Origin of the sequence: Pseudomonas sp. CFBP13528 (genome assembly GCF_005233615.1) — a bacterium.
In the GTDB taxonomy this organism is placed as follows: domain Bacteria; phylum Pseudomonadota; class Gammaproteobacteria; order Pseudomonadales; family Pseudomonadaceae; genus Aquipseudomonas; species Aquipseudomonas fluorescens_AM.
In genome coordinates, this window is the sequence record NZ_QGAJ01000008.1 from 71,315 (window position 1) to 97,806 (window position 26,492).

At 60.5% G+C, this 26,492-nt stretch carries 8 protein-coding genes; 6 read left to right on the forward strand and 2 right to left on the reverse strand.

What is annotated here, in order from left to right:
• Positions 1-176 precede the first annotated feature (176 nt).
• A complete protein-coding gene (locus tag PspCFBP13528_RS16500) occupies positions 177-4,628 on the forward strand; it encodes an SET domain-containing protein-lysine N-methyltransferase (protein WP_241669100.1) in 4,452 nt (1,483 codons plus the stop codon).
• A 33-nt stretch (positions 4,629-4,661) separates the two neighbouring features.
• On the opposite strand, the gene PspCFBP13528_RS16505 is transcribed toward PspCFBP13528_RS16500, so the two are convergent.
• Positions 4,662-6,968 (reverse strand): fatty acid cis/trans isomerase, encoded by a 2,307-nt coding sequence (locus PspCFBP13528_RS16505; RefSeq protein ID WP_137200732.1) that lies wholly within the window; start codon positions 6,966-6,968, stop codon positions 4,662-4,664.
• Positions 6,969-7,133: 165 nt separating this feature from the next.
• Here PspCFBP13528_RS16505 and metH point away from each other — a divergent pair, with 165 nt between their 5' ends.
• Positions 7,134-10,844 (forward strand): methionine synthase, encoded by a 3,711-nt coding sequence (gene metH / locus PspCFBP13528_RS16510; RefSeq protein ID WP_137200734.1) that lies wholly within the window; start codon positions 7,134-7,136, stop codon positions 10,842-10,844.
• 117 nt (positions 10,845-10,961) lie between these two features.
• Here metH and PspCFBP13528_RS16515 read toward each other — a convergent pair whose 3' ends face one another.
• Positions 10,962-18,182 (reverse strand): DUF6543 domain-containing protein, encoded by a 7,221-nt coding sequence (locus PspCFBP13528_RS16515; RefSeq protein ID WP_137200736.1) that lies wholly within the window; start codon positions 18,180-18,182, stop codon positions 10,962-10,964.
• A gap of 210 nt (positions 18,183-18,392) precedes the next feature.
• On the opposite strand from PspCFBP13528_RS16515, the gene PspCFBP13528_RS16520 reads away from it, so the two are divergent.
• The 4 genes from PspCFBP13528_RS16520 to PspCFBP13528_RS16535 all read left to right on the forward strand — a co-directional run bounded on the left by PspCFBP13528_RS16520 (position 18,393) and on the right by PspCFBP13528_RS16535 (position 26,253).
• A complete protein-coding gene (locus tag PspCFBP13528_RS16520) occupies positions 18,393-23,240 on the forward strand; it encodes a DUF6543 domain-containing protein (RefSeq protein WP_137200742.1) in 4,848 nt (1,615 codons plus the stop codon).
• A gap of 112 nt (positions 23,241-23,352) precedes the next feature.
• Complete coding sequence (locus PspCFBP13528_RS16525; RefSeq protein ID WP_065952433.1) at positions 23,353-23,571, forward strand: DUF2970 domain-containing protein; 219 nt, start codon at positions 23,353-23,355, stop codon at positions 23,569-23,571.
• A 545-nt stretch (positions 23,572-24,116) separates the two neighbouring features.
• Positions 24,117-25,775 (forward strand): nitrite/sulfite reductase, encoded by a 1,659-nt coding sequence (locus tag PspCFBP13528_RS16530; protein WP_137200744.1) that lies wholly within the window; start codon positions 24,117-24,119, stop codon positions 25,773-25,775.
• A complete protein-coding gene (locus PspCFBP13528_RS16535) occupies positions 25,759-26,253 on the forward strand; it encodes a DUF934 domain-containing protein (RefSeq protein ID WP_065952431.1) in 495 nt (164 codons plus the stop codon). The genes PspCFBP13528_RS16530 and PspCFBP13528_RS16535 overlap by 17 nt, the downstream gene beginning before the upstream one ends.
• Positions 26,254-26,492: the final 239 nt, after the last annotated feature.

Below are 26,492 nucleotides of genomic sequence, written 5' to 3' on the forward strand. Positions count from 1 at the left end.
AAACTCCTCACAGGCTTGCGGGCAGTTTACGCCAAATTATTACGCAGGTACAAAGTCCGAGTGTTTTTGTCGGAAAAGCATCCCGGCGCTGCGCCCCTGCCGAGTCCTGTAGCAATGCCTATCTATGTAGCACGTGCGAGAGAGTGAGTCTGCCTAGCATGACGTCGCGATCCTAATTGCTCACGCGCGAGGTTTTAATGAAGCCCACACTTTCCCGACTCATGTCCAAGAGTCCACCTACACGTCTGTCGGACCTCGATCACCTGCTCGACCATCTGGCGGGCCTGATCCAGGGCCCGACACTTGCGAACGCTCTGACGTCTTACTACTACCCTCCAGCAGACTCCGCACTGGGCCGCGAATGCAAAGCCGCTTTTCGCGTGCTTAAAATCCTTGAAGAGGATGACGACTTCAAGACGTTCCTCAGTGAAAAACCCTCGCCCAACAACTCCCCGCTCGGCGATTTCCCTTACGACTTCCTGTCCGAGCTACTCAGTACGCCGAAATCACCTATCCCCACCCCAGCCGAAGTGTTCGACATTGCAGGCCATCCAGTGGTGCTGCGTAAAGCGCCGCTCTACTTCGCCAACCAGATCGACGTCCTGCTGGACATCCACCGCAAAGTCGGCAACGGCGTCAAAAGCGACGGTTCAGTTCGGCTTGATCGGGTATTGGCCTACTACGCAATCATACCCGCCGCCCCGACTACCATGGCCCAGTGGAAGGCCGTGCAATACCACCTGCAGGAATATCGGACGCTTTGCCGGCTGGGTCACGATGGCCATGTCAGCGACCTGGAACACTTGCTAGGGCCAGAGGACGACAAGATCATCAAGCACGTCGTGCGCGACCTCGAGCGCGACAATGCCCGGTCGTTGTTCGCACAGGTAGTCCCCCAGCGGTTGACCCCGGCACAACAAGCAGCGCTAGACACCACCCCCACCGTCCTCCTGGAACAGCTGCTCAATACCCGCGAAAACCTGGCAGTGGGCCAATCCATCGCCGCGGCACTGGACTGGTATGGTGCCGGCGATGGCCAAGAGTGTCCGCAAGCCGTCAAAGTGAAACTGCTCTGGCGCGCACTCTGGCTGACGATCACGCCCGACGCCCATTCACTCAACGACAACGAACTCAAAGCGTTCATCCCGCCGGCAGTCAACTATGGGGTCATTCGTCAGTCATTGATCAAGGAGTACGAGCGCTCATTGGACCTCAATCCATCGACGGCGCGCCTGGCCGTCTGCGTGCTCAAGGCCAATATTCCCAGTGAAATATGGGTCGAGGGCATTCCAGATGAGTTGCCCTACGGCACCTCCAGCGCATGGGTCAACTTCAAAAGCGGGTTTATCCTGGCCGAGTCCGTTGCCCCAGGCTCATCACGGCATATGACATTCGAGCGACTGCTCAATCTGCCGGGTGAGTTCCTTCGTGTGTATGCCGACGAACCAGCACAACAAACACGGGTGGTTGCCGCGAAAATCCAACCGACGCTCACCTGGGCAGTAGAAACTGGCCTACTGCCGGTAAGCCGGTACGGCTACTCCACCCAAGACATCGAACACGCATTGGCCGCCCTGGAACAGCATGAAAGCGAGATGATTAAGGCGGCGCAAGACCTCGCGCTGCAACCACCCAGTCGTTTTCGCTTCAACTCGGACGCTGAGTTTGACCAGGCTTTCAATGACTACCTGCACATCCCAAGAGCGGCCTACAAAACCCTGATCAAAGGCTTGCTGGCGCAGTTTGCGCCGTTATGGCCGGGCAATAGCGACCGTGACGAAATCACCGTTTATTCATTGCGCAAACCCCTGCATGACGTCCAGGTCGAACATGAAGACAAGCACAACACTGACGCCGTTCGCGGGCGCTCGGGGTTTATCTTGCGTCTGGCGTGCGCTGACCACCCCTACACCCTGCGCTACATCGAGGTTTTTCCGAACGCCGGCATTGTTCGCGTGCGCGAAGACCTCAAAAACCTGTGGGTGGGCGGCGAGGTAAAGGTTGAACGTGTTGGCGGGACCAGCCGCTCAAGCCGAGGCCGCTTCAGAAAAGGCACCGAACTGCCATTCGACTGGAAAGCTTATCAGGACGCCGTGAAGCCTGAGCCCGGCCAGACAGCCACCCTGATCGTCGAGCAAGTCGGGCAGGTGATGCCAGCGCTCATCGCGCCCCACGATCAGCAAGCGCCACAGGTCCCACCGCCGCTGCCCCCTCGGCAGCCCCTGTCATTGGCCGCCAATATCCGCCAATCGCCACGGATCGAGGCACTGGCAGAGATGATCGCGCGTGAGTTGTTCTTTTGCGATGAAAAGATCCTCTTGGAGAAAACCCGTAAAGCCACACGGGCCATGGATATAGGCCGTGACTTTTTTGAAGACATCTCGTACTGGGGAAAAATGTTCGTGCCGTTCTGGGGCGCTATCGACGACCTGGCCTCAGGCGATCCCCAGCGTATCGAGTCAGGTGGACTCGGCCTTTTTACCGATATCGTGTCGTTCGGTGTGCCCATCGGTAAATACATTGCCGGCTGCACGCGCGTCGTGGTCCAGGCGGGCAAGGCCGGTATCCGCCTTGCATTGCCGCACTTGTCCACGCTGACCAGAAAGCTGATCACCGCCACGTTGCAGGAACTCAACCCACTGGGTGCGGTGGTCGCGGTATTGAACCTGGGGCGATTCGCCCTGATCAATCTCGGCACGGCAGCCCTGCGCCAGGCAAGCAAGGGGATCGCGCAGTTGCGCGACGGGAGTGTCGCAGCCCGCCACATGATATCCGTCGACCCGCGCATCTGGTCACCGCGCCAGGCCGGCGACCGCTTGTTCACGGTGGACGGTTGCCCCAACATCCCCATGCGCAATGTCGGCACCCTGGAGGCTGCGGATTATCGGCTGATTGACGCCGGCTCCAACCGCGTTTTCGGGCCACGGTTTCGCGAGCCGGTCACGGTTATCAGCAACAGCAACCCGCTGATCCGCAAATACGCCGTGGACCCTCACTGGATTGCAGGGCTCAAGCCCGATTCCCGCGGGATCTTTTTCCGTGCCGAGTACAACCAACGGTTCATCTGCAATATCGATGACAGAGGTACGATCTCGGTATATCAGGTGCGGGACAACTCCTATGGTTTTATCCAGGAGACCGCCGCCGGCGCCGACAACAGTTTTTCCGTGGTGCTGGTCAACCCCAAGAGCAACCGGGACTTGTCGATCACTCTATCGTCCGTAGAGCCGGGGCACTGGTATTCAAGCCTGATCAAAGTCACCGGCGGCGCTCCGGAAAAGCCCGACTTCGTCACGCCCTCGGTCCTGTTGAATTGGACGCAAGCCAGTGAAAACGCCCTGAAAAAAACCATGGATGATTTTGTGCGGACCTACAACCTGGACCCCAACGCATTCAGGCAGTTTGTGCATACCGGCGACAACCTGGCGAGTCGTGGGCTCACGATGCTGGACCGAGCAGGCACCGCCCGCACGGAGGTAACCTTCGATCATTTGGAAAGTTGGCGCACGACCTCCCAGAAAAAACGCAACACGCTCACCCTCGAGGGATTCGCCGCCGACCACAACCTCGACCCAAGAGCCTTTGCAGAGTATGTAAACCTGGATGGCAGCTATCGGGCAGCCGGAAAGGTACTCGCCAAACATGCCAGCGGCGCGCAGTTCACCCCGGTGAGCCACACCCATCTGCAAGCGTGGTACACCCTCTACAACGCCAATAATTCAAGCTCTTCCATGGCCACATTTGTTGAAGCAAACGATCTCAACCCGGTGATCTGGAGCACCTATGTCAACGACAACGGCAGCCTGACCCGTGTGGGAAGAGAAATGCGGGTTTTCGGCTCAAGAGACATCGTAGACGAGCCGATCGCCAGGAAACGCCCAACTGCCCCGCCCCAGCCGGGCAGTTCGAAGCGGCCGCGACTGGAAGACGATACGCCCCCCTCACGGCACCGATCCACGTCTATCACCGGCTCTTACGATCACAGAATCAACAATAATGCACCGATCCTGCAGGACCCGAACGATGTGCGGCGCAGCCTGACCCAGGATCTCGAAGGCCCACCTGAAAAAATCAAGATCACCGAGGCCAATCAATTTTTTGATGAGTTCAACGGCCGCCAACATATCGAGATCAAGAAGGCTGCAACCAAAAGCATCCGCGAATGGATCGCCAGGGAAGGTAATCACCATCGCACGCTTGATCGATTGCTTGAGGTCAAGAAGCTCGATGAGGGCTCGGAACGGGGTTTATCGGTGGTCGCCAAGAGCGATATCAAACGGTTCGATGTCCTCGGCCCCTACACCGGCAAGTTGCACTTGAACAAGGCTTCGATTGCTGCCGAGGTAATGGAAAAAGGCAGGGTGGCCGTCGGTACTTATCTATTCCAGACGAACACCAAAGGGGCGTCTATCAGCGGTCACGGCAACAGCAATATCCTCAGCCTGATTAACGCGGTCAACGTACCGCGCATCGCCGACGTCGGTATCGAAAATGTGGCAGCCTTACATGTAGGCAAGTACATGGTGTTCCTGCTCGCGTGGAAGGATATTCCTGCCGGCACGGAGTTGCTGATGGACTACGGGCGAGAATACTGGAAGTACATAAAACCCCAAGGCCATCGCCCATAGGGGGGACCGATCTGATCGCCCCCGGTCGCCACTTCAGAGGTTCTCGTAGCGGTTCATGTCCAATACACCCTCTTCTACCGGCGTGGTGTCGTGGATGTAGTGCGACAAGTCATGGAAGTACTGCCAGAACTGCGGGTGACTGCGACGAATACCCCAGCGGTCGACAATCTGCTCGAAGCGCTTGGCATCCTTGGCTTTTTCCATCGCCGCAACAAACTCCGGCACTTGCTGGGCAGGGATGTTGAACATGAAGTTCGGGTAGCTGCTGAGCACACCCGGGTAGATGGTCAGGGTGTCCAACCCCGGCTGATAGCGATACGCCTCACCCAACAGGAACGCCACGTTACTGTGGGCGCGATTGCGCAGCATGCTGTAGATCACCCGCTGACCACTGGCGGTTTCGATGCGCAGCAGGGTGGCTTCCGGTAATTGGTCGATCACCTTGAGCCCTGCCGCAGGGCGCGACGTCAGGCGGCTCAGCGCCTGTTCGGCGTCCTGCAAGGCCGGGTCGATACCGGCGCGCGAGCAATAGGCCCCGGTGCAGCGGTTGATCGGATCGGGGCTGACGTTCAGGGTACCGTAGCGGCTCAGCAGTTGATTGGCGAAGTCGCGTTTAGGGTCTTCTTCATTCAGGTCAAGCCCGCTCGGCGTGTCGTCATCGATGGCTTCATAGTCCAGCCACAACTTGAGTTTGCCGCTGTTCTGGTACCAGTCATCAAGGAAGTCCTCGCGGGTATCGGCCGGCATCAGGCGCAGGAAGTTCTGCTCGGCGCCGTTGCGGATCAGGTCGAAGTACAAGCGCGTCTGGGCCTGGTGCGACACGTTGCCGAACACGTCGAAGTTCACCGCCAACTGGTAATAGGTGCGCTCCAGCAGCGGGTAGTCGAACAGCCACAGCGTCTGCGGGACTTCGCCGATCAGGCCTTTGTTCACCGAGGCGCTGTCGAAATGGCGGAAGATGCTTAGCAAGGCGTTGTCATTACCCGCCCACAGCGTCGACCAGCCTGGCGCCGGCAGGTGCGCATAGTTGTCACGGCGCAGGGCTTCGTATTGATTGCGCTTGTCGCGATAAGCCAGCCACAGGCTCAGCACGCTGCCCACGTCATCGTTCTGCCCAGGCATGGCCAGCAGCGGCGTGGCCTGGCCGCGATAGCGTGCATCGGTGATGTACAGGTCGTGGTCCGGGTCCTGGAACAACGTCCAGAAGTTATCGCGGATCACGTCGGTAGCGATCTGCCCACGGCACACCGGGCCGCGTATGAACGTGCGCACGAAGTATTCGGCGTTATCCAGCATGAACTGGTAACGGGCCTTGGCCGGGATGGCTTCGAAGGTGGCGAACGGGTTGGCTCGACTGCCGGGGCCGTAGCCCGGCAAGGCTGTCACTTGCCAGTCACCGGCGTAGAACAGCGCCTTGATGCGCGCCATTTTCGCGGCGCTCAACGGGTAAGTGATATGAGTTTTATGCACGATCACGCCCTGCACCGGCCACAGTCGGTAGTACACCTGGGTGCCGGGGTCGTCGTTGGGGCGCCGCGTGGCGATCAGATCGATGGGCTGGCCGCTCGGCGTGCGTGAGCGAACCCATTGGAAATAATGCCCCGGCTCACCGTTCTCGAAATAGAGGTGGGCGAGAAACAAATGCTCGAACAACCAGCGGGCCACCAGGCTTTCCCGAGCGCCCGGCTGGTTGAACAGGTTTTCCCACTGCTGTACCTGCAAGGCTTCCCTGGTACTGGGGGCCAGGCTTTGCTCGTCGAGCGGCGCGCCGGAGGCCAGCCAGCGTTGCAGCGTCTGGTATTGCTGGTCGGTCAGGCCGGTGACCGCCAGCGGCATGCCTTCCCTGGGGTGACTACCGGCGTAGGCACTGAACTCACCCGGCGTCGCGCACATATTGGCGCGGTTCAAGCCCAGCACGATCTCACCGGGAAGCCTGGCATTGGGTTGCAGCGGCGCGTTATGGCCCAGTTCCAGCATGCGCGCCATCAAGGCGGCCTGGCTGCCCTGGGCATCCAGCACTGAATAGAAGCCCTTCTGCTGCCAGGCCTGTTTGCCGAACGCGTCATAAAACAACCGCGTGGTCGGCGCGGCGGTGCTGCGCTCGCCGTCATACACCGGCATCTTGCTGGCGCCCCGCGTCGCGCCCTCGGCGCTGCCCAGGTTGAGCTGGCAGGCGGAGTCGTAACAGGCATGGCACGCCACGCACTTCTCGGTGAAGATCGGTTGGATGTCGCGGGTGTAGGAAATCGCCGAAGCGGAGCGGTTTACCGGCACAGCATCTGCCTGCACCGTACTGGCTATCAAAGCCAGAACGGCGCTGACAATTAAACGAAGTGACATGTATCCGGTCCCGATTCAAGGCGTGCAGTCTGAAAGTGGCGGTGATTCTACCGAGCCATGACTGCCTGCAACATGAGCGATATTCATGCAGAACCCGACATGCTCAAATCCTGCACAGGTTTGTTATCATTCATGCCCTCCGTAATGCCTGACCAGAGTAGTCCCATGTCCGATCGTAGCGCTCGTCTGCAAGCCCTTCACCACGCCCTCAAGGAACGTATCCTGATCCTGGACGGTGGCATGGGCACGATGATCCAGAGCTATAAGCTCGAGGAACAGGACTACCGTGGCAAACGCTTCGCCGACTGGCCGAGCGACGTCAAGGGTAACAACGACCTGCTGGTACTCACCCGCCCCGATGTGATCGGTGGGATCGAAAAGGCCTACCTGGATGCGGGTGCGGACATTCTCGAGACCAATACCTTCAACGCCACGCGGATTTCCATGGCCGACTACGGCATGGAGGAACTGGCCTATGAACTGAACGTCGAGGGCGCACGCCTGGCGCGCAAGGTGGCCGACGCCAAGACCTCGGAAAATCCAGCCAAGCCGCGTTTCGTCGCGGGCGTGCTCGGCCCCACCAGCCGTACCTGCTCGCTGTCGCCGGACGTGAACAACCCCGGCTACCGCAACGTGACCTTCGATGAACTGGTGGAAAACTACACCGAAGCCACCCAGGGCCTGATCGAAGGCGGCGCCGACCTGATCCTGATCGAAACCATCTTCGATACGCTCAACGCCAAGGCCGCGATCTTCGCCGTGCAAGGTGTGTTCGAGGAACTGGGCGTCGAACTGCCGATCATGATTTCCGGCACCATTACCGATGCGTCCGGCCGCACCCTGTCGGGCCAGACCACCGAAGCGTTCTGGAACTCCGTGGCCCACGCCAAGCCGATCTCGGTCGGTTTGAACTGCGCCCTCGGTGCCAGCGAACTGCGCCCGTACCTGGAAGAGCTGTCGAACAAGGCCAACACCCACGTTTCCGCCCACCCGAACGCCGGCCTGCCCAACGAATTCGGCGAGTACGACGAGCTGCCGTCGGAAACCGCCAAGGTCATCGAAGAGTTCGCCCAGAGCGGTTTCCTGAATATCGTCGGCGGCTGCTGCGGCACCACGCCAGGCCATATCGAAGCCATCGCCAGGGCCGTGGCCGGCTATGCGCCGCGCCCGATCCCGGACATTCCCAAGGCTTGCCGCCTGTCCGGCCTGGAGCCGTTCACGATTGATCGCAGCTCGTTGTTCGTCAACGTCGGCGAACGCACCAACATCACCGGTTCAGCCAAATTCGCCCGCCTGATCCGCGAAGACAACTATACCGAAGCCCTGGAAGTCGCCCTGCAGCAGGTAGAAGCCGGCGCCCAGGTGATCGACATCAACATGGACGAGGGCATGCTCGATTCGAAGAAGGCCATGGTGACCTTCCTCAATCTGATTGCCGGTGAACCGGACATCTCTCGCGTGCCGATCATGATCGACTCCTCCAAGTGGGAAGTGATCGAGGCCGGCCTCAAGTGCATCCAGGGCAAGGGCATCGTCAACTCGATCAGCATGAAGGAAGGCGTCGAGCAGTTCATTCACCACGCCAAGCTGTGCAAGCGCTATGGCGCCGCCGTGGTGGTGATGGCGTTTGATGAAGCCGGCCAGGCCGACACCGAAGCGCGCAAGAAAGAAATCTGCAAGCGCTCCTACGACATCCTGGTCAATGAAGTCGGCTTCCCGCCGGAAGACATCATCTTCGACCCGAACATTTTCGCGGTCGCCACCGGCATCGAAGAGCACAACAACTACGCCGTCGACTTTATCAACGCCTGTGCCTATATCCGTGACGAGCTGCCGTATGCGCTGACCTCCGGCGGCGTGTCCAACGTGTCGTTCTCGTTCCGTGGCAACAACCCGGTGCGTGAGGCGATCCACTCGGTGTTCCTGCTGTATGCGATCCGCAACGGCCTGACCATGGGCATCGTCAACGCCGGCCAGTTGGAGATCTACGACCAGATCCCGGCCGAACTGCGCGATGCCGTGGAAGACGTGGTGCTCAACCGCACCCCGGACGGCACCGACGCCCTCCTCGCCATCGCCGACAAGTACAAGGGCGACGGCAGCGTCAAGGAAGCCGAGACCGAAGAGTGGCGCGGCTGGGACGTCAACAAGCGCCTGGAACACGCACTGGTCAAGGGCATCACCACCCATATCGTTGAAGACACCGAGGAGTCGCGGCTGTCGTTCGCGCGGCCGATCGAGGTGATCGAAGGCCCGCTGATGTCCGGCATGAACATCGTTGGCGACCTGTTCGGCGCCGGCAAGATGTTCCTGCCACAAGTGGTGAAATCGGCCCGGGTGATGAAACAGGCCGTGGCCCACCTGATCCCGTTCATCGAGCTGGAAAAAGGCGACAAGCCTGAGGCCAAGGGCAAGATCCTGATGGCCACGGTCAAGGGCGACGTGCACGACATCGGCAAGAACATCGTTGGCGTGGTGCTCGGCTGCAACGGCTATGACATTGTCGATCTGGGCGTGATGGTGCCCGCCGAGAAGATCCTCCAAGTCGCCAAGGAGCAGAAGTGCGACATCATCGGCTTGTCCGGTCTGATCACACCGTCATTGGATGAGATGGTCCACGTGGCCCGCGAGATGCAGCGCCAGGACTTCCATCTGCCGCTGATGATCGGTGGTGCCACCACTTCCAAGGCGCACACGGCGGTGAAGATCGAGCCCAAGTACAGCAATGATGCGGTGATCTACGTCACCGATGCCTCCCGTGCGGTGGGCGTGGCCACGCAATTGCTGTCCAAGGAACTGAAGGCTGGCTTCGTCGAGAAGACCCGCCTGGAATACATCGACGTGCGTGAGCGCACCTCCAACCGCAGCGCCCGCACTGAACGCCTGAGCTACCCGGCGGCGATTGCCAAGAAGCCGCAGTTCGACTGGAGCAGCTACACCCCGATCAAACCGAGCTTTACCGGCGCCAAGGTGCTGGACAATATCGACCTGGATGTCCTGGCCGACTACATCGACTGGACGCCGTTCTTTATCTCCTGGGACCTGGCCGGAAAATTCCCGCGCATCCTTACCGACGAAGTGGTGGGCGAAGCCGCTACCGCGCTGTACGCCGACGCCCGGGAAATGCTCAGGAAGCTGATCGATGAAAAGCTCATCAGCGCCCGTGCGGTGTTCGGTTTCTGGCCGACCAACCAGGTGCAGGACGATGACCTGGAAGTCTACGGTGACGACGGCCAGCCGATTGCCAAATTGCATCACCTGCGCCAGCAGATCATCAAGACCGACGGCAAACCGAATTTCTCCCTGGCCGACTTCGTCGCGCCTAAAGACAGCGGCGTGACCGACTACATCGGTGGCTTTATCACCACCGCCGGTATCGGCGCCGAAGAGGTCGCCAAGGCCTATCAGGACGCCGGCGACGACTACAACTCGATCATGGTCAAGGCCCTGGCCGACCGTTTGGCCGAAGCCTGCGCCGAATGGCTGCACCAGCAAGTGCGTAAAGAGCATTGGGGTTATGCCAAGGACGAACAGCTGGACAATGATGCGCTGATCAAAGAGCAATACAGCGGCATCCGCCCTGCCCCCGGTTACCCGGCGTGCCCGGACCACACCGAGAAAGCCCAGCTGTTCCAACTGCTCGACCCCGAGGCTCGCGAAATGCACGCCGGGCGCAGTGGCGTGTTCCTCACCGAGCACTACGCGATGTTCCCGGCGGCGGCGGTCAGCGGCTGGTACTTCGCCCATCCGCAGGCGCAGTACTTTGCCGTGGGCAAGGTCGACAAGGACCAGGTGGCCAGTTACACCAACCGCAAAGGCCAGGACCTGGCCGTGACCGAGCGCTGGCTGGCGCCGAACCTGGGGTATGACAACTAAGCAGGATCAAAGCGTCCCTGGGCCATCAGGGGTTCCTTGGCCTGGAACGCTGGCCCAGCTGAATGCCCGCCACTGCCCGCACGACGACTCGCACTGCGGGCAGTGGCACCTGATGAGTTACGGGCGCGAGGAAGGACCGGGTTTGGGCGACCCAGAGCCCGGCGGTGATGTTGCCACCCTGCCCGCCGACAGATCCGCGACTTCCCTGCGCGACAGTTCAAGCAGCTTCTGTGCCCGTGCGCTACCCAGCTCGATCTCCAACAGGTTCAACGCGACGATGTAGCGTTCCTGACTCTCGGTGCCCAGCTCCCTGGCACTGTGCTCGTCTTCCAGCGCCCCTTGGCGCGTGGCCGCGTTTTGCTCAAGGGCCTCGAACGCGTCGGGATAGCGCTCGCGCAGGTAATTGAGCCAGTACTCCCGAGCGATCAGGCTTTCATAAAACCCATCGGACGCTTCGGCCGCGAGTACCGAAGCGCGCGCCGCAGTCACCGCGGCGCCGCTGAGCGGCGTGCCAAACGCCATGTACGAGGGTTGCCCTGGCAGTTCCAGCCTATCAGGCCACCCCCTGGTCATGCCGATCCGATACTCCAAACGCGCTTCGGCCGGATCCTGCCCACGGGCATTGGCCTCGGCCAACAGGTCGACCTGGTCGAGCCGGAACAATTGCCGGGACAAGTCCAGCAGCCGCTGGCCTTTGAGCCTCAAATTGTGCGCCGGCACTCCCTCCAGCACCCTCGCCTCGAACACCAGCACCTCCACTTCGCTGAAGGAAAGGATGCGCCCGTCGATACAGGTGCTGTGGGTTTTCGACGCTTGGAACAACGACCTGCGCTGTTGCGCACTGGCGGCAGCGACCTCGATCACGTCCCAGACACGCCGGGTAAGATCGGCGCGGGTGTATCGGTACTCGTGGGTATACCGTAGCTGGGAAAGCAAATGAAAGAACGGCCCATGGCCCGACTCCTGGGCCAGTTGCCGCCACCATTGCCGCCTGGACGCTGCCAGCGCGGCCGGCGTGTTCACCAGCCAGGATTGCGCTGCCGCATCACCCGTCTCATCCGTCAGGTCGGGGATGACTTCCAACGGCTCCCCGCCATCACCGTCGGAGTCACCGTCCGAATCATCACTGGAACCAGAGCTCGAGTCTGCTTCGGAGTCACTTTCAAGGGCGGCAATCCGCGAGTCAATGTCGTGGCGCGTAAAACCCGCCACACCACCGCCTTGGTGGGTATCGCTGTAGTGCCTGAGCTGCTCGAAGCTGTTGAGTGAGAGCCGATGGTTGTCGGTAAGGTCGAGACCGAGCACCAACGGATCGTGATTACCGTCCAGCAAGCGATCCGGAAACATCGTGAGAGTATTGCCACTGAGGTTCAAGCTCGTCAGGTGCGTTGCCTCCAGTGCGCCGTCGGGCCAGTGTGTAATGCCGTTGTAGCTCAGGTCCAGGGTCTGGAGCCCACTGAAGGCACGGGTGCTGAACTCACTCAGGCTGTTGTGGCTCAGGTCGAGCCGGCGCAAACGCGCACCACCCAATTGGCGATACAGCGGCTCGGGGTCGCTGATGGCGTTGGCCGACAGCTCCAATTGTTCAAGCTGGTCCATCCGCGCCACCGCCTGCGGCACCGCCGTCAGGTCGTTGCCGCCCAGGACTAACCTGCGCAGTGCCGGGAAGCTGTTGAGGAAGCCATCGGCGCCGTGCGCAGAGACCCGCACACCGGTCAGGTCCAGGGTCTGTACATGGGCAAACGGCAGGTCTAATGCCGGCAGAGTGTCGGCTTGCAGGCCGTGCAGACTCAGTTCAGCAGCGGGCTCGGCCGCCAAGCCACCTTGCCAGCACTCGCGGATCTTGATCGCTACCATCTGACGCTCTTGGGCCACCACGCTCACGTCCGGGCCGTGCAGCTCACGGGTATACAGCCAGCCATTGAGCTGGCGGGTCAGAGACGCGTACTGCGCATACCTGCTATTGAGCTGCACATCGATTTGCGCATCGCTCATCCCGTCTTTGCGCAGTTGCGCAAGCCGTTGCAAGGCCTGCTCGTCGGTCAGCGCCGGATGCAGTTGCTGCAAACGTTTGGCATACCCCGCGACACCTTGCGGGCCAGCGACAGGCTCGGGCAATGGCAACAAATAGCGGGCCATCGATTGATCGGTCGCCTGCGGTGCAAAGACCGCCGGCACCACTTCCTGCTCAAAGCGCTGCAGCGTACCCTCGGGCAAGCCTTGGGCGTTTTCAACCCGCTGGCGCGCCGATTTCAGCGCGGCTTCACCCGTGGGGCTGAACCGGTTACCCGCCAGGTTGACCTTCATCAACAGCGCGTCGTTCGCCAGTACCGGTGATGGCAATGTCGCTATCTGGTTGTCCCGCAGGTCGAGCCAGTTCAATTGCGGCAACGTTTCGGCCCCGGTTGGCCAGCCCTGCAAACGCGTGCCCCGCAGGTTCAACACCTTGAGCTGCGTCAACGCGCTGACATCCAGGCCATTGAGCGAGTTATTGCCCAGGTCCAACAGCTCCAGGCTGCCAAGACCATTGAGCTGCGCCTGGACCGCGGGCGTCGCCACCAGGCCGTTGTTGGCCAGGTCGAGGCGGGTCAGATTGGGCAGATCATCTGCGCCAATGGGTATCTCGCTCAAGCCAAGCCCGTTGAGTTCAAGGGTTTGGGTGCCACTGAAGGCGCGGATGAAGCTGCGCGTCTGCGCGGTGGACTCACCCGACCAACCCAGGCGCAGCGTGCGCACATGGGAAAACGTCCCGGCCGGCAGAGCGGGCAGCGTCACGGCTTTCCCAGGGTAAAGTGGGGCGATCACTTGCACATCCTGCGCCGGCAATTCAAACACCGATACATCCGCCTGCCCCCCATAACGCTGGGCTACTGCCCCGCGCCAGCTGGTTTCAAGCGCGCTGATCACCTCGGCATTTTGACCCGACTGCCAGGGTGATAAACGCGACCTGAAACGCAACTCAGGGGTCGCCGGGCCATAGAACGCCCCGAAAAGCCCACTTTGCTCGACACCCAGAGCCTCGATAGCGGCAAACCTGGTTTCAGGGGTATCCCAGGTCGCCATTATGTTTTCGCTTAACGCGGTGGTTTGCAGAGAGGAACCCATCAGCGCTTGCAACTCACCCGAGGCGTAGCCGCTGACCATCTGGTTCAAGTCAGCCAAATGCCTGCTCCCTCCCCGATAGTTTCTGACGTATTCATACGCGGGCTTGAACGCCTCGCGGGGGAACTTTGACCAGTCCAGCGACAGGCCGGCCCACAGCTTTTCATGCCCGTCATACAGGCGCTCAGGCAGTGCGCGAATGCTGGTATTGGTCAGGTCCAGGCGCTCCAGCTGGGTAAAACCTTCAACGTAGGCAGGCCACTGCGACAGCGTATGAGGCGCGTCAAACTGCAATTTTTTCAACTTTACCAACGCGGACAAATCGAGTTTATTGAGTGCGGTAGGGGAAAACCCGGTGCAATGAATATGCAGTTCCTCAAGCGCAGTCAGTGCATTGAGTTTTGAGGAAAAGTCCGCAGCCAACGTCCCCGCATCGGCCTTGAACGTCAGGCTTTTGAGTTTCGCCATCGCGCTCACGGCCACGGGCACCGTTGTCAGAGACGGCCTGCCGAGCAGGCTTGAGTTCCATACGCGGCCGTTTTCACCAATGGACAGGGTTTCAACGTCAGGAAAGCGCGCAAGAAAACTATCGGCATTGGCATCGTTCATACCGCGCCCACCCACCGACAATTCACGGATATGGGGAAAATCAGTGGTCAGGGGCGCCAAAGGCTCATTGATCATAATGGCCAGACGATCGGAAAAGCTCACTTCCCCAGCCAGCGCTGCGCGCCCCCACAGCGCCTTGAACATTTGCGCCACTTGAGTTTTGTGCCGATACGCCGAGCTGTCGGGTGTGCCACTGAATGGATCAGCCGCCACCGGGGGCTGGCCTACCCATTGGTCGAGTGCCGAGGCAAACGCTGCGTATTCGCGCCCGCGGTTTTGCAGAAGGGTGAGTATGGCGCTGTCGGTCTTGCTCTGTTGCAAGTGCCGAATATAACCCGTGGCTTGTTCATCGCTCAGTTCCGGATAAAGCGCTCTCGCTCGCGCCGCAAGGTTGGCTCTCAGGCCTGGACTACGCCCACTGGCGTAATACCCCACCTGCTTGTCATTGATCCGCACAGGCGGCTTGAACCACTGCCGTTGCGGCTCCAGCAATTGCGCTGTTTCACTGCGATGAAGGTCAGCAGCCTCGATGATTTTTTCTTGCAGTTGCGCGCTCTGACCTACGTGCGGTACACCCAGCGCCTGCCGCGCCTCATCGGGCATGGCATGCATCAACGAAGCATAAAAATTATCGCCCTGTGTGGGCAGACTATTGAGTTCCTCGCCTCGCTCATTGAACGCCTGGAAGCGCGGGCCTTTTTTCACCAGATACCTCTTGTCTCGTGCCGAGTCACTGCCGATGCTGTCCAGCAAGGGGCCGCTACCACTGTCTTCGCGAATCTCCAGACGCAACGTTTGCGGCCAACCCGGTAGCTTTTCCAGGGTATGCAACGCCAACCGGCGACTGTCCCTCAAGGCCATGGTTTCGCTGCGCAACCCGGCATACGCGCGGGTCTGGCGGCCTTGCCGGGCGTACCAGCGGGCCTCCTCCAGCAGGGTCAACGGCACCCGGCCGGTGGCGTGCAGTTGCTCAAGGTCATCGGGGCGGGCATCGGCCAGCACGTCTTGGGCGCCAGCCTCGCTGAGCCCCGGACAGACACGCTGCAGCCGGCGAACCTGGCTGTCCACCGGCTCGGTGCCGGCGTAGAGGCTGTCGAAAATGGCGGCTTTGCGGGCCTGGGCAAAGTCGGCGAGTTGCTTGCCAAGCTCTTGCGGCCTCAAGTCACGCACGCGCGCGCTCTCTCTGCCCAGCAGGTAGTTCACTTGCGGCTCCTCCAATGCCGCCAGAATGACCGCCGGCAATCGCCCGCCCAGGACATCGGCGCGGGTAATCTGGATCGGCGTCTTGGCAACCGCGCCACGCGGCGCGTGCTCGGAACCGTACTTCAACGAGTCACCGGAGAGCTCTGCCCCCTTGAACACCTCAAGCACGCGCCCTTTTGGCCAGCGGGGCATTTGGGCCACCAGCGGCAACGCAAACAGATAACGCTCATCGATCGGCTGGCTGCCTCGCAGTTGTTCGATCACCTGGCCGCTGTCTGCGTCGGCCTTGAACAGGCGCATGGCATCCGTCAGTTCGGGAGGCGGTGCCGCGTGGTCCATGTGCATCTTGCGCAGGGCGTTGTCGCTGACGCCGCTCACATCCGCCACCTTGATCAGCTCGGTATCGGAAAAGCCCTCGGTGGTATGGCCCATGCGCCGCAACAGCGTCAGGCGGTCCCACTCCAGCGGCCGCTCCAGGCTATGGCGCCAGGCGCCACGGTTGTTACTGTGCAGCACCGGCTGGTAGGCGTCGGCATTGGTCGGGTGCTTGATCCGCCAGCGCTGGATCGACTCATCAAACACCTGCTCGTAGAGCTGACCGCCCTGGCGCATATAGGTCTTGCCATTGAGCGTGTATTGCCCCAGCGCGTTGGGGGCCTTGCCGGCATCCAGCGTGTCAGGGCTTTGATAGCCCGTCAGGTCCGGCTTCCACAGGCGGGTTTCACCATTGGGCAGGGTGACGGGGCTCAGGTTTTCGAGCACCGGCACTGCGTTGGCGGCCCTGAACCGGCTCACCGCCGTCCCCACACCCGCCATCAGCGCAATCTGGGCCAGGTTTTCAGCCACATCGATCAGGTGTTCCTTGGCTGCGAGCTTGTCGCCCTCGGCCCACTCGATCGAGCCTGCCACCGTCTCGGAGAGCAATTGCTCGGCCATCACCGCCAGCATGACCTCGCCCAGCACCGGCACAAACATAGACACCAGGTTGAGCGCGAGCATGCCGACTTCCAGCAAGTGTGCCAGTTTGGCCTCCCGCGCCTTGACGTCGACGTCGGCAGTCGGCACCGCGTGGGCGCGGGCGTCGGCCAGCACCTTGTCGCGGTGCTTTTCATAGAGAAAGGGCCACAAGTCGAGCAGGCCGGAATAGGTACCACCGCTGCGAAACGGCATCATGCTGCCGGGTGCAAGGTAAGGGTCGGCTACCGGCTCCATCTTTGCCGGTTTTGCAGGCGGCAGTTCTTTAATACGCAAGATCTTTGACAACCCGAGCAGGAATTCCACTGCCGATCGCCAAGGCGAGCTCAACGGATCAACGGGCGAGTCGGCAGACTTTTGCGTGAACTGGCTGAAGTAGCGCGGCCGCTGGTTATAAGCCACGAACTGGCTGAAAAACTGCTGATAGGGCGTTGGTGCAGGGTCGTCGGCGGCCATGCCCGGGCGGGCGGTGAACAGGCGTTTGAACTCGTTGCGCATTTGTTGCTTGGTGTAGCGTTTGAGCGGATGCGCCGGGTCATGGGGGATATAGAGAATCAACGCGTCGCTGTGCTGATCGCCGATTGCAAAATAGACGCAGCCGGTCAGTCTTTTCCCCATCAGGCTCATGTCGAGCAACCAGACCTTTTTGTTGCCGAGCGTGGGATAAAGGCTGCCATTGATCACCGAGACAATCATGGCGTGATCCGCCACCTCGATATCCCCGGTCGCTACGGCGTAGTCGGCGGCGGCCTGCAGGGTTGCCTTCTGACTGGCGATAAAGTGTTGGCGCAGGGGCGGTATCGGGCTGGCGTCGACCGGTGCAAAGAATGCCTTCAGGTAAGTCTGATACTGCGCCCCGATATCGAGGCTGCGGCATAACGTCATGAACTGGCTGACCGTCAGGTTGACCGTCGTCGGCTCATAGTTGCCGGCGGTGGCGGTTTCCAGCACATAACCCGAGGTGTTGTGGTAAGCACCCGCTTCGCACTCCCAGGCTTCAAAGTTATGCAAGGCGGCTTGCAGCATCGATAACTTGAGGAGTTCGAAAGACGCCACTTCCACTTCCAGCACACTGACTGCCAGCGCGCGCCGCAGGCACAGGAAGGTTTTGTCGACATCGACTTCTACCTGGTGCTGGTCTTTCAAGGCTTTGACCAGCAACGGCCTGGCGAATGCATCGACGTCCAGGAACGTCGACATCGTGCTGTCCAATTGGACCTGGGCGGCCGCACTGGCCTTGACGCTCGCATTGACGGCCTTGCGGTGTGCCGGCGAAAACTTTTTGTATTCCTGCGGCAACACCGACGGGGTGTTTTCAAGCGCTGACCTGCGGGCAGGTGTCGCGTCCACCAGCCATTGGGGCACGGTCTTTTCAATAAACTCGCGATGAATACTTCGGGTGGCAGCGGGTGGTTTTCCAGCGGCGCAAAGGGGCGGTGAATCAGTCATGGTGTCGCTCCGGGTAAAGGGGAGTGACAGAGCATCACGACGCTTACCGCAATCGGTGGTGCATATGTGCCGGCGTGTTTTAGCGCTGCGCGTATCCCGTTACCGCGGCCATCACGACTGAATGGAGTTTGCTGTTGCGCACCGACCATCGGTCCGCAGACCTGGCAACCCACCAATGCCGGGTTATCTACAAAAAAAAGGAAATTCGTCATGCCCATTCAACCCATGGCCCTGAGCCAGTTGCCCAGCCAAGCCATCCATGCCCATTTCGCCACTCGCCCGCGCCTATTTTCAGTGTTGTTCAAGGCGCTGCGCACGGGCCTTCTGGAACGCTACCCGGATCTGAAACCGGACCTGCTCACGCTCAAGCTGGCCAGCCCCACCGTGACCGGCAGTTATGCGTTCCCGCTGCTGGTGAACGTCGCCATAGCGCATGTGCTCAACCCTCAGCTGCTGGACCTGCAACCCCGCGGCGAAATGCCGTACTACCTCTCGCCCGCACCCGGCAGCGGCCTGGCCGACATCGACATGCAGGTGGTTGCGCGCATCATCGACGAGTTACCCGGCTCGCTTTACCTGCATTGGCAACAGGACCTGGCGGACTACTGGAGCGCCCTCGACAGCCACGGCAGCAGCCGCTGGCAATGGCTTGGCGAGTTTCTCCAAGGGCAAATGAGCGCAGCCGCCACGCGCCCCTCCACCTTGAGCGACGCCCAACGGGACATGCTGGCAACCGCCGCCACCTGGCCCGTAAGCCGGGAACGCCTGCCCCGCTCCACGCCCGCCACCTATGCCTATTTCATTGAGACCACGCTGTCCAGAGCCGGAAACGAACAACGCCTGCTGACCCCAGACCTGCTGCTGGTACGCGACAGGCAGGTGCTGCTGTGCAGCGTGTCCGGCGCTGTCGAGTCGTTTGATTGCCTGGATGCCTTTGGTGAAACCTGGGGCACGCGGATGCAGGCCCGGTTCCAGTTCGACAGCCTCACTTGGCGGCGCAATGAACCCGACGGCAACGTGTTCGAACAACAGGCCGGGCTGATTCTCAACCAGCAACTGGAGGACCTGGCGAGCGTGTCATTTCAAGGTCAAGGCGAAGAAGTGCTCACGCGTACCCTGGATAAACTCACCGACCCCGCTGTGCTTTTTACCCAACTGCCCGAGGCACCGGCGGCGCAGTTGCAAGAGATCGATCACCAACTGCCCGGATGGCTCAAGCAAGCCAAGGCCGATGACCGTTTTGCCTACCACCGCCATCTGCAAGATATGGCGCAGGTGTTGAAAAACAACCAGGGCCGCTCATTCAACGAGGGCATTGAAAACATCCACACTTTCAGCCGCGACGCATTGCGCAAGCAGATGCACACCGACCATGGGGATTACGACCCCGATGACCTGATGCTGGACTTCGCCGTAGCGGCCGGTTATCCAGGCACCACCGGCATTATCGACCATGTGCGTCTGTCACTGACGGAACTGGCCTTGAAGAATCTCGCCGGCAAGCCCAAAGGCACACTGACGCTGTCCTCCAAAAGCACCGCGACGCTTCCCGCCTGGCTGAGCGAAGACTACCTGTTGGGCAGCCACGGCTTGATCCAGCGCGTCGACATTGGCACCAGCTACCCAGAGAAGATCAAGGAGTTGCTGCTGTCCGACACGGTAGAGGCGCGCCGACGAGAACACCTGTTTACCACAGAACTCAAGGTCCACCTGCCGATGCTCGCGCTGGAGTATGCGATCAGGCAGCAATACGGCGTTACCACCACCGGCTATCGGTATGTAAAAGCCTTGATGAGCGAAAACCCGGCAGACAGAGTCGTTGACGATCAGGAGATCGTGCTGCGCCCTCTGGCCCTGTGCCGCAAGACCGGTGCCGCGCCGGACACTGTGAACAATTTCTTCATCATCGAACCCCGCGACGTAGGCACTGGCCCGCACCTGCTGTATCGACCGTTGTATACCGATGCCCTGTATCAATACCCGACACGCCAGGCCTTGCTCAATGCACTGGCCGCCCCCGGAGAGTTGCAGACCAGTGTACTGACCTGGCTGAGCGACAGGGCACGGCCGGTCTACGACCACGGCGGCTTCACCGAGCCGCACATCATTCGCTTCCTGCCCGGGGATGAATTCGCCCCGCCTGAACAGCCCCTGCCCGCGTCGCTGGCCGTGGATGAAGGCGCCGAAGAGTGGCTGCAGTCGCAGATCAACGGCCAACTGCCTAACCACCTGTTCGGCAGCACCGCACGGGCGCTGGTGGACCTGGCGGATCGCGCGTCGGTGTCCAACAGCGAAAGCCGCTGGGCCATTGTGATGGAAGGCGCCTGGTTGCTGTTCAACACCTTGTTGTTGCCCCTGGCACGCGGCCCGGCCATGTTGAGCGGTTGGCTGCTGGTGTTGGTCAGCAGCCTGGAACAGGATCTGGCGGGTCTGCAAAGCACGGACCCAACTACGCGCGAGCTGGCGCTGATCGATCTGCTGCTCAATACCGCGATGGTGCTGTTGCACGCCGCTACGCCAGCCCACCGTCCCCAACAAGCCCTGGCAGAACTCGCCCCGCCAGACAACGCTCTGCACTTGTCATCCTGGCGCCGCCCTGCGGGCCAGCCGCCTCAGGCTGGCGTGCCGCTGGTTCGCCATGGCCCGGTGGCGCTGCCCGGCGAGCCGCCGGCGACCGGCCACACGGCCCTGGACTTCAGCCGCTCGATTGCCACCCCGCAGGCCGGCGCGAGGCTGCTCAAAGCGTTACTCGATGTGCACGTGCCCTGGCCTGAAACCTTGCCGCCGCCGGAGGCCAGTGGTGCGCTCAAAGGGTTGTATCGCATCGGCGCCACCTGGCACGCCAGCCTCGGCGGGCTGCTGTTCCAGGTCAGTGTGGTGCCAGGTTTCGCCGAGGTGTATCTGGTCGACCCAAAGCACCCGCTGCGCCCCGGGTTCAAGCTGGCCGGCGATGCACAAGGGCATTGGCGACTGGAGCGCAAGGCCAGGCTTGCGGGAGGCATGCCCAGGGAAAAACTGGATAAATGGCAGCGCGAACATCGCGATCAATTAAAGGCGCTGAAGAATGATCTGGACAGGCTCAACGCCGCGTTCCTGCCTTTTGCGATGTCCTCGATGTCGTTCGAAAGAGCACAGAGCTTTGCCCGTAACCAGTGGGTCGAGCAGCTAAGGGGCCTGCACGAGGATTGGCTGAGGCTCGGCACCTCGGCGCAGATTCCGCAACTGCACAGCAGAATTGCAACCCGTCATGAACAACGACGCCTCAGTTCGATACAGGCCAGGATCGCCTGGAATATTGCCATAGAAAACAACCAGAAAAACGCCGAGGCGGCCTACGCAGTGATGCAACAGATCGAAGCCAAGGCCGGCGAACTGATGCATGCCGACAGGACCGATCCAACGCACTCAAGTACGCGCAATAACGCCACCAAAATGCTCTATAACTATTGGGCAGCGGTCTTCGAGGTCATGTCGCAGAGGCTTTCAGACACCTATTACGCCGAACACGGCGAAACTGATAGCGAACTCCATGAGCGAGTCAATAGCGAGTTACCCCGCAACATCACAGACGCCTATGAGGCGTATATCCACTTGAAAAAGCTGCAGCTCGAAGCGCTGAAACACATGGTCGAGCCAGCCCAACGCATTGAAACCTACCTCAAGAACGCGGACCCGGTACTGCGCCAACTCCTGCTGCGGGAAAAACCCTCCGATCAAACCATTTCTTCAACCACCTTCAAACTGCAGTCGCTGATTTTGCTCACCGAGCTGATACTCAACCGCACTCACCCTTCCCGGGAAGCGGCGGAGCATCCTTTCATCACTGACCTCACCGACCCGAAAAACATCACCTGTGTGCTAGCTCATACAGAGTTAAGTACGACCCGCGGCTACTCGACAGCGGAGCAAATTGACGTACTCAAGGGTGTTCTTGAACGGTATGAACGGCTGGAGAACGCCGTCAACTCGCTGACCGAAATGGGCTCGGGCTTCATACGTGAGGAATATCGGACGACGTTCCTGGAACAACTGGTTGCCGATCGTGCCGACCTTGAAGCGCATCTGGCCGACGTGATTCTCATAGAGGAAGGATTCATTGACGAACCACGTCTGCCCTCTGCGCTCCGCAAGAAGCCCGCCAACCGAACAGTCATCAAGACGCGCAGCAAACACACGCTGGTGGGGGATTTGCGCCCGCCCCAGGCAGATATGCCCGGCAATTTTGTGGAGATCAAGGACCCGATCACCGGTCAGACCCTCGCCACTTACCTCGAACATGCCGAAGAAGGGGATTGGGTGGAAGTTGTCCAGGCGGCGCCGGTCATACCGCCCAAAGCTGCGGTGGTACGTTCGCTGAACACGATAAAACGCAGTGCAGACACTGTGATTGCGCAAAAGCCAGGGATTGTGAACACGATACGCACCGAACAGCGAAAACTTCGGGACCCCACACGACGCGAAACCCTCACTCCGCTGGACTGGGACGACATGTTGACCCAGCAGGCAAGCAGAGTGGACGCCTTGGCCGATGAAATCCAACGCGACCACGGCACGGACCCAAAGGCCGGGGCGCTGGCAGATACGTACAGGAAAGAGGCGAACGACCTGAGAACACTGGCCCACCAGGTGTGCGCCGAGGGCTACCTGCAGCAGCGCCCCCAAGCCTACAAAGTCGCCTATCTGTTCAAGCACGGGTTTATCGATATCAACCTGGCAGAACGTCGCGCGCCACTGAAGACCGGCGACTTCATCGACAAATACACCGTGCGCGATAAAAGCAAAATAGTAGCGGGAGTACCTTACAAGGACACCCTCTTGTGGCACGCACACTTCCATTACCCACTCATCGATACGGACGTATTGCACAGCAGCTTCGGCCACCTGAAGACCACGCAAGAGGAGCCCTTTACGCGTAGAGAATTGATCGAACAGGCACAGGCAGACAACCGTGCGCTGATCTACCTGGAAAAAGCCGTGATCAGACCGCCCCTGGATTACGACCTGTTCCTCAAGCTGGCCGTGGAACCGGAGAACAGGCAGGCGGCGCTCCCTGAGTAAGCGCGAGAACGCGAGAGCGCCGAGGTTTTCAGCCACTGGCCAACACCTGGCCGGTGGTGCATAGACACGGGGCGTCTATGCTCTGTAGGACAGTCTTCCTGACGAGGGTGTTATGGACGATCCACTCGACAACAAACCGCCGACCTTCTGGCAGATGCTGCACAGCGTGATGGCGGCAGCCTTTGGCGTGCAGAGCGGAAAAAATCGCGCACGCGACTTTACCCACGGCAAGCCCAGCCATTTCGTGGTACTGGGCATTTTGTTCACGGCGGTGTTTGCGCTGACGCTGTTCGGCATCGTCAAGCTGGTGCTGCACCTGGCAGGCGTGTAACGCTCATTCACCAGCACCAGGTAATCGGGGCGCTCATTGCCTTGCGGCACGTCGCCGGGCTGGGCCAAGCTGTTCTGCGCGGCGCGCCGGGAATAACGCACGCGCCATCGCAACCTTCAACATGATGGTTTGAGCCTTGGGCATTGACCCGCAGGACAATGGCAATGCGACATTCAATCGAGGCTCAATCAGCCGTTTTTACTGGTGACTGACCCAGAATACGGCGGTCCCCACCACCAGAATGATCAGGAACAGAATGGCCCAGGCATCCACGGTACTGTCAGGTTTACGGGCTTTGGTGGAATTGCTCATTGCATCGCCTCTTGTCGGTTTTATAGATGACGGCACTAAGACTCGACCTCAGTAAAGATCATGATTGCCCGCATGACAAATGTGGGTATGGCGATAACGGTTCTCATTAGTCAGTTTGGTTATTTACATATACCCAAACATCACTTTTGCGCATATACGCAAACTGGTATCGTGCGCCGGCTCCGTTGGGAGTGCGCGGCCGTGCGCGCAGATTTGCCGAGAACAGGACCTATATGTACGTATACGACGAATACGATCAGCGCATCATCGAGGACCGCGTCAAGCAGTTCCGTGATCAGACCCGACGCTACTTAGCAGGTGAACTGAGCGAAGAAGAGTTCCGCCCTCTGCGCCTGCAAAATGGCCTTTATGTTCAGCGCTTTGCGCCGATGCTGCGGGTGGCCGTGCCCTATGGCCAACTGACTTCGCGCCAGACGCGGATGATGGCCAGGATTGCCCGCGACTTCGACAAAGGCTATGCCCACATCAGCACCCGCCAGAACGTACAGTTCAACTGGCCGGCCCTGGAAGACGTGCCGGACATCCTGGCTGAACTGGCCACCGTGCAGATGCACGCCATTCAGACCAGCGGTAACTGCCTGCGTAACGTGACCACCGACCAGTTTGCCGGCGTCGCTGCCGACGAGTTGATCGACCCGCGGCCGTGGTGCGAGATCGTGCGTCAGTGGACCACCTTCCACCCGGAATTCGCCTACCTGCCACGCAAGTTCAAGATCGCCATCAATGGCTCGACCTCGGACCGTGCGGCGATCGAAGTGCATGATATCGGCCTGGAGCCGGTGCACAACGCTGCTGGCGAGCTGGGCTTTCGCGTGCTGGTGGGTGGCGGCCTCGGGCGTACCCCGGTGGTCGGCGCGTTCATCAACGAGTTCCTGCCCTGGCAGGACCTGTTGAGCTACCTCGATGCCATTCTGCGGGTCTACAACCGCTACGGTCGTCGTGACAACAAGTACAAGGCGCGGATCAAGATTCTGGTAAAAGCGCTGACGCCCGAGGTGTTCGCTCAGAAAGTCGACGCCGAGATGGAACACCTGCGCGGCGGCCAGACCACGCTGACCGAAGCCGAAGTGCATCGCGTCGCCAAGCATTTCGTCGATCCCGAGTACAAGGTCCTGACCAACCAGGATGCCGAACTGTCCGCGCTCGATCAGCAACACCCGGGTTTCGCCCGCTGGCGCACCCGCAACACCCTGGCGCATAAACAGCCAGGCTACGTGGCGGTGACCCTGTCGTTGAAACCCACCGGCGTAGCGCCGGGCGATATCACCGACAAGCAACTGGACGCCGTCGCCGACCTGGCCGAGCGCTACAGCTTCGGCCAACTGCGCACCTCCCACGAGCAGAACATCATTCTCGCGGACGTCGAGCAGAGCCAACTGTTCACCCTGTGGGGCGAACTGCGCGAAGGCGGTTTCGCTACGCCGAACATCGGCCTGTTGACCGACATCATCTGCTGCCCGGGCGGCGACTTCTGCTCCCTGGCCAACGCCAAGTCGATCCCGATTGCCGAGTCCATCCAGCGCCGCTTCGACGACCTGGACTACCTGTTCGACATCGGCGAGCTGGACCTGAACATTTCCGGTTGCATGAACGCTTGTGGCCACCACCACGTCGGCCATATCGGCATCCTGGGCGTGGACAAGAAAGGCGAAGAATTCTACCAAGTGTCCCTGGGTGGCAGCGCCAGCCGCGATGCGAGCCTGGGCAAGATCCTCGGCCCATCCTTCGCCCAGGAAGCCATGCCCGAGGTGATCGGCAAGCTGATCGACGTGTACATCGAACAGCGCACCGAAGATGAGCGTTTCATCGACACCTACCAGCGCATCGGCATTGACCTGTTCAAGGAGCGCGTCTATGCAGCGAATCATTAAGAACAACGAAGTCCTCGACGAAACCTGGCACCTGCTGCCCAAGGACGCGAGCTTCGACGGCATCTCCAACTGCGACGACCTGATCGTGCCGCTGGCACTGTGGCGTGAACACGGCCACGCCCTCAAGGCCCGCGACGGCGGCCTGGGTGTGTGGCTGGACGCCGATGAAGAAGCCGAAGAGATCGGTGAAGACGTCGAGCACTTCCAGGTCATCGCCCTGAACTTCCCGGCCTTCACCGACGGGCGCAACTACTCAAATGCGCGCCTGCTGCGTGAGCGTTATGGTTACAGAGGCGAATTGCGCGCGATTGGCGATGTGCTGCGCGACCAGCTGTTCTACCTGCGCCGCTGCGGGTTCGACGCCTTCGCCCTGCGCGCCGACAAAGACCCGTACGAAGCGCTGGAGAGTCTCAAGGACTTTTCGGTGACGTACCAGGCTGCAACGGATGAGCCGCTACCGCTGTTCCGCCGCCGCTGAGTCTTGGCGCACCAAAAAGCCCTGGCATGCCAGGGCTTTTTTATGGGCGCGGTGATGAGGTTCATCGGCGAATCTACTCGTCGCCTGATCCACCGCTATCGCGGCCTTGCTCAAGCTCGACGGCTACCACAGGGGAGCGGCGGTGAAGCCCTCCCTGACGCAATCTTCACATAAAACGCGGAGCATTCGCCGTGATTGAACTGTCCCCTACTGATCAGCAGTTTTTCAACCTCACTGAC

What these genes read in the sequence shown, in the direction of transcription:
- PspCFBP13528_RS16505 (WP_137200732.1), bottom strand. Translation starts at nt 6,968, where the DNA reads ATGTCACTTCGTTTAATTGTCAGCGCCGTTCTGGCTTTGATAGCCAGT.
- metH (WP_137200734.1), top strand. Translation starts at nt 7,134, where the DNA reads ATGTCCGATCGTAGCGCTCGTCTGCAAGCCCTTCACCACGCCCTCAAG.
- PspCFBP13528_RS16515 (WP_137200736.1), bottom strand. Translation starts at nt 18,182, where the DNA reads ATGACTGATTCACCGCCCCTTTGCGCCGCTGGAAAACCACCCGCTGCC.
- PspCFBP13528_RS16520 (WP_137200742.1), top strand. Translation starts at nt 18,393, where the DNA reads ATGCCCATTCAACCCATGGCCCTGAGCCAGTTGCCCAGCCAAGCCATC.
- PspCFBP13528_RS16525 (WP_065952433.1), top strand. Translation starts at nt 23,353, where the DNA reads ATGGACGATCCACTCGACAACAAACCGCCGACCTTCTGGCAGATGCTG.
- PspCFBP13528_RS16530 (WP_137200744.1), top strand. Translation starts at nt 24,117, where the DNA reads ATGTACGTATACGACGAATACGATCAGCGCATCATCGAGGACCGCGTC.
- PspCFBP13528_RS16535 (WP_065952431.1), top strand. Translation starts at nt 25,759, where the DNA reads ATGCAGCGAATCATTAAGAACAACGAAGTCCTCGACGAAACCTGGCAC.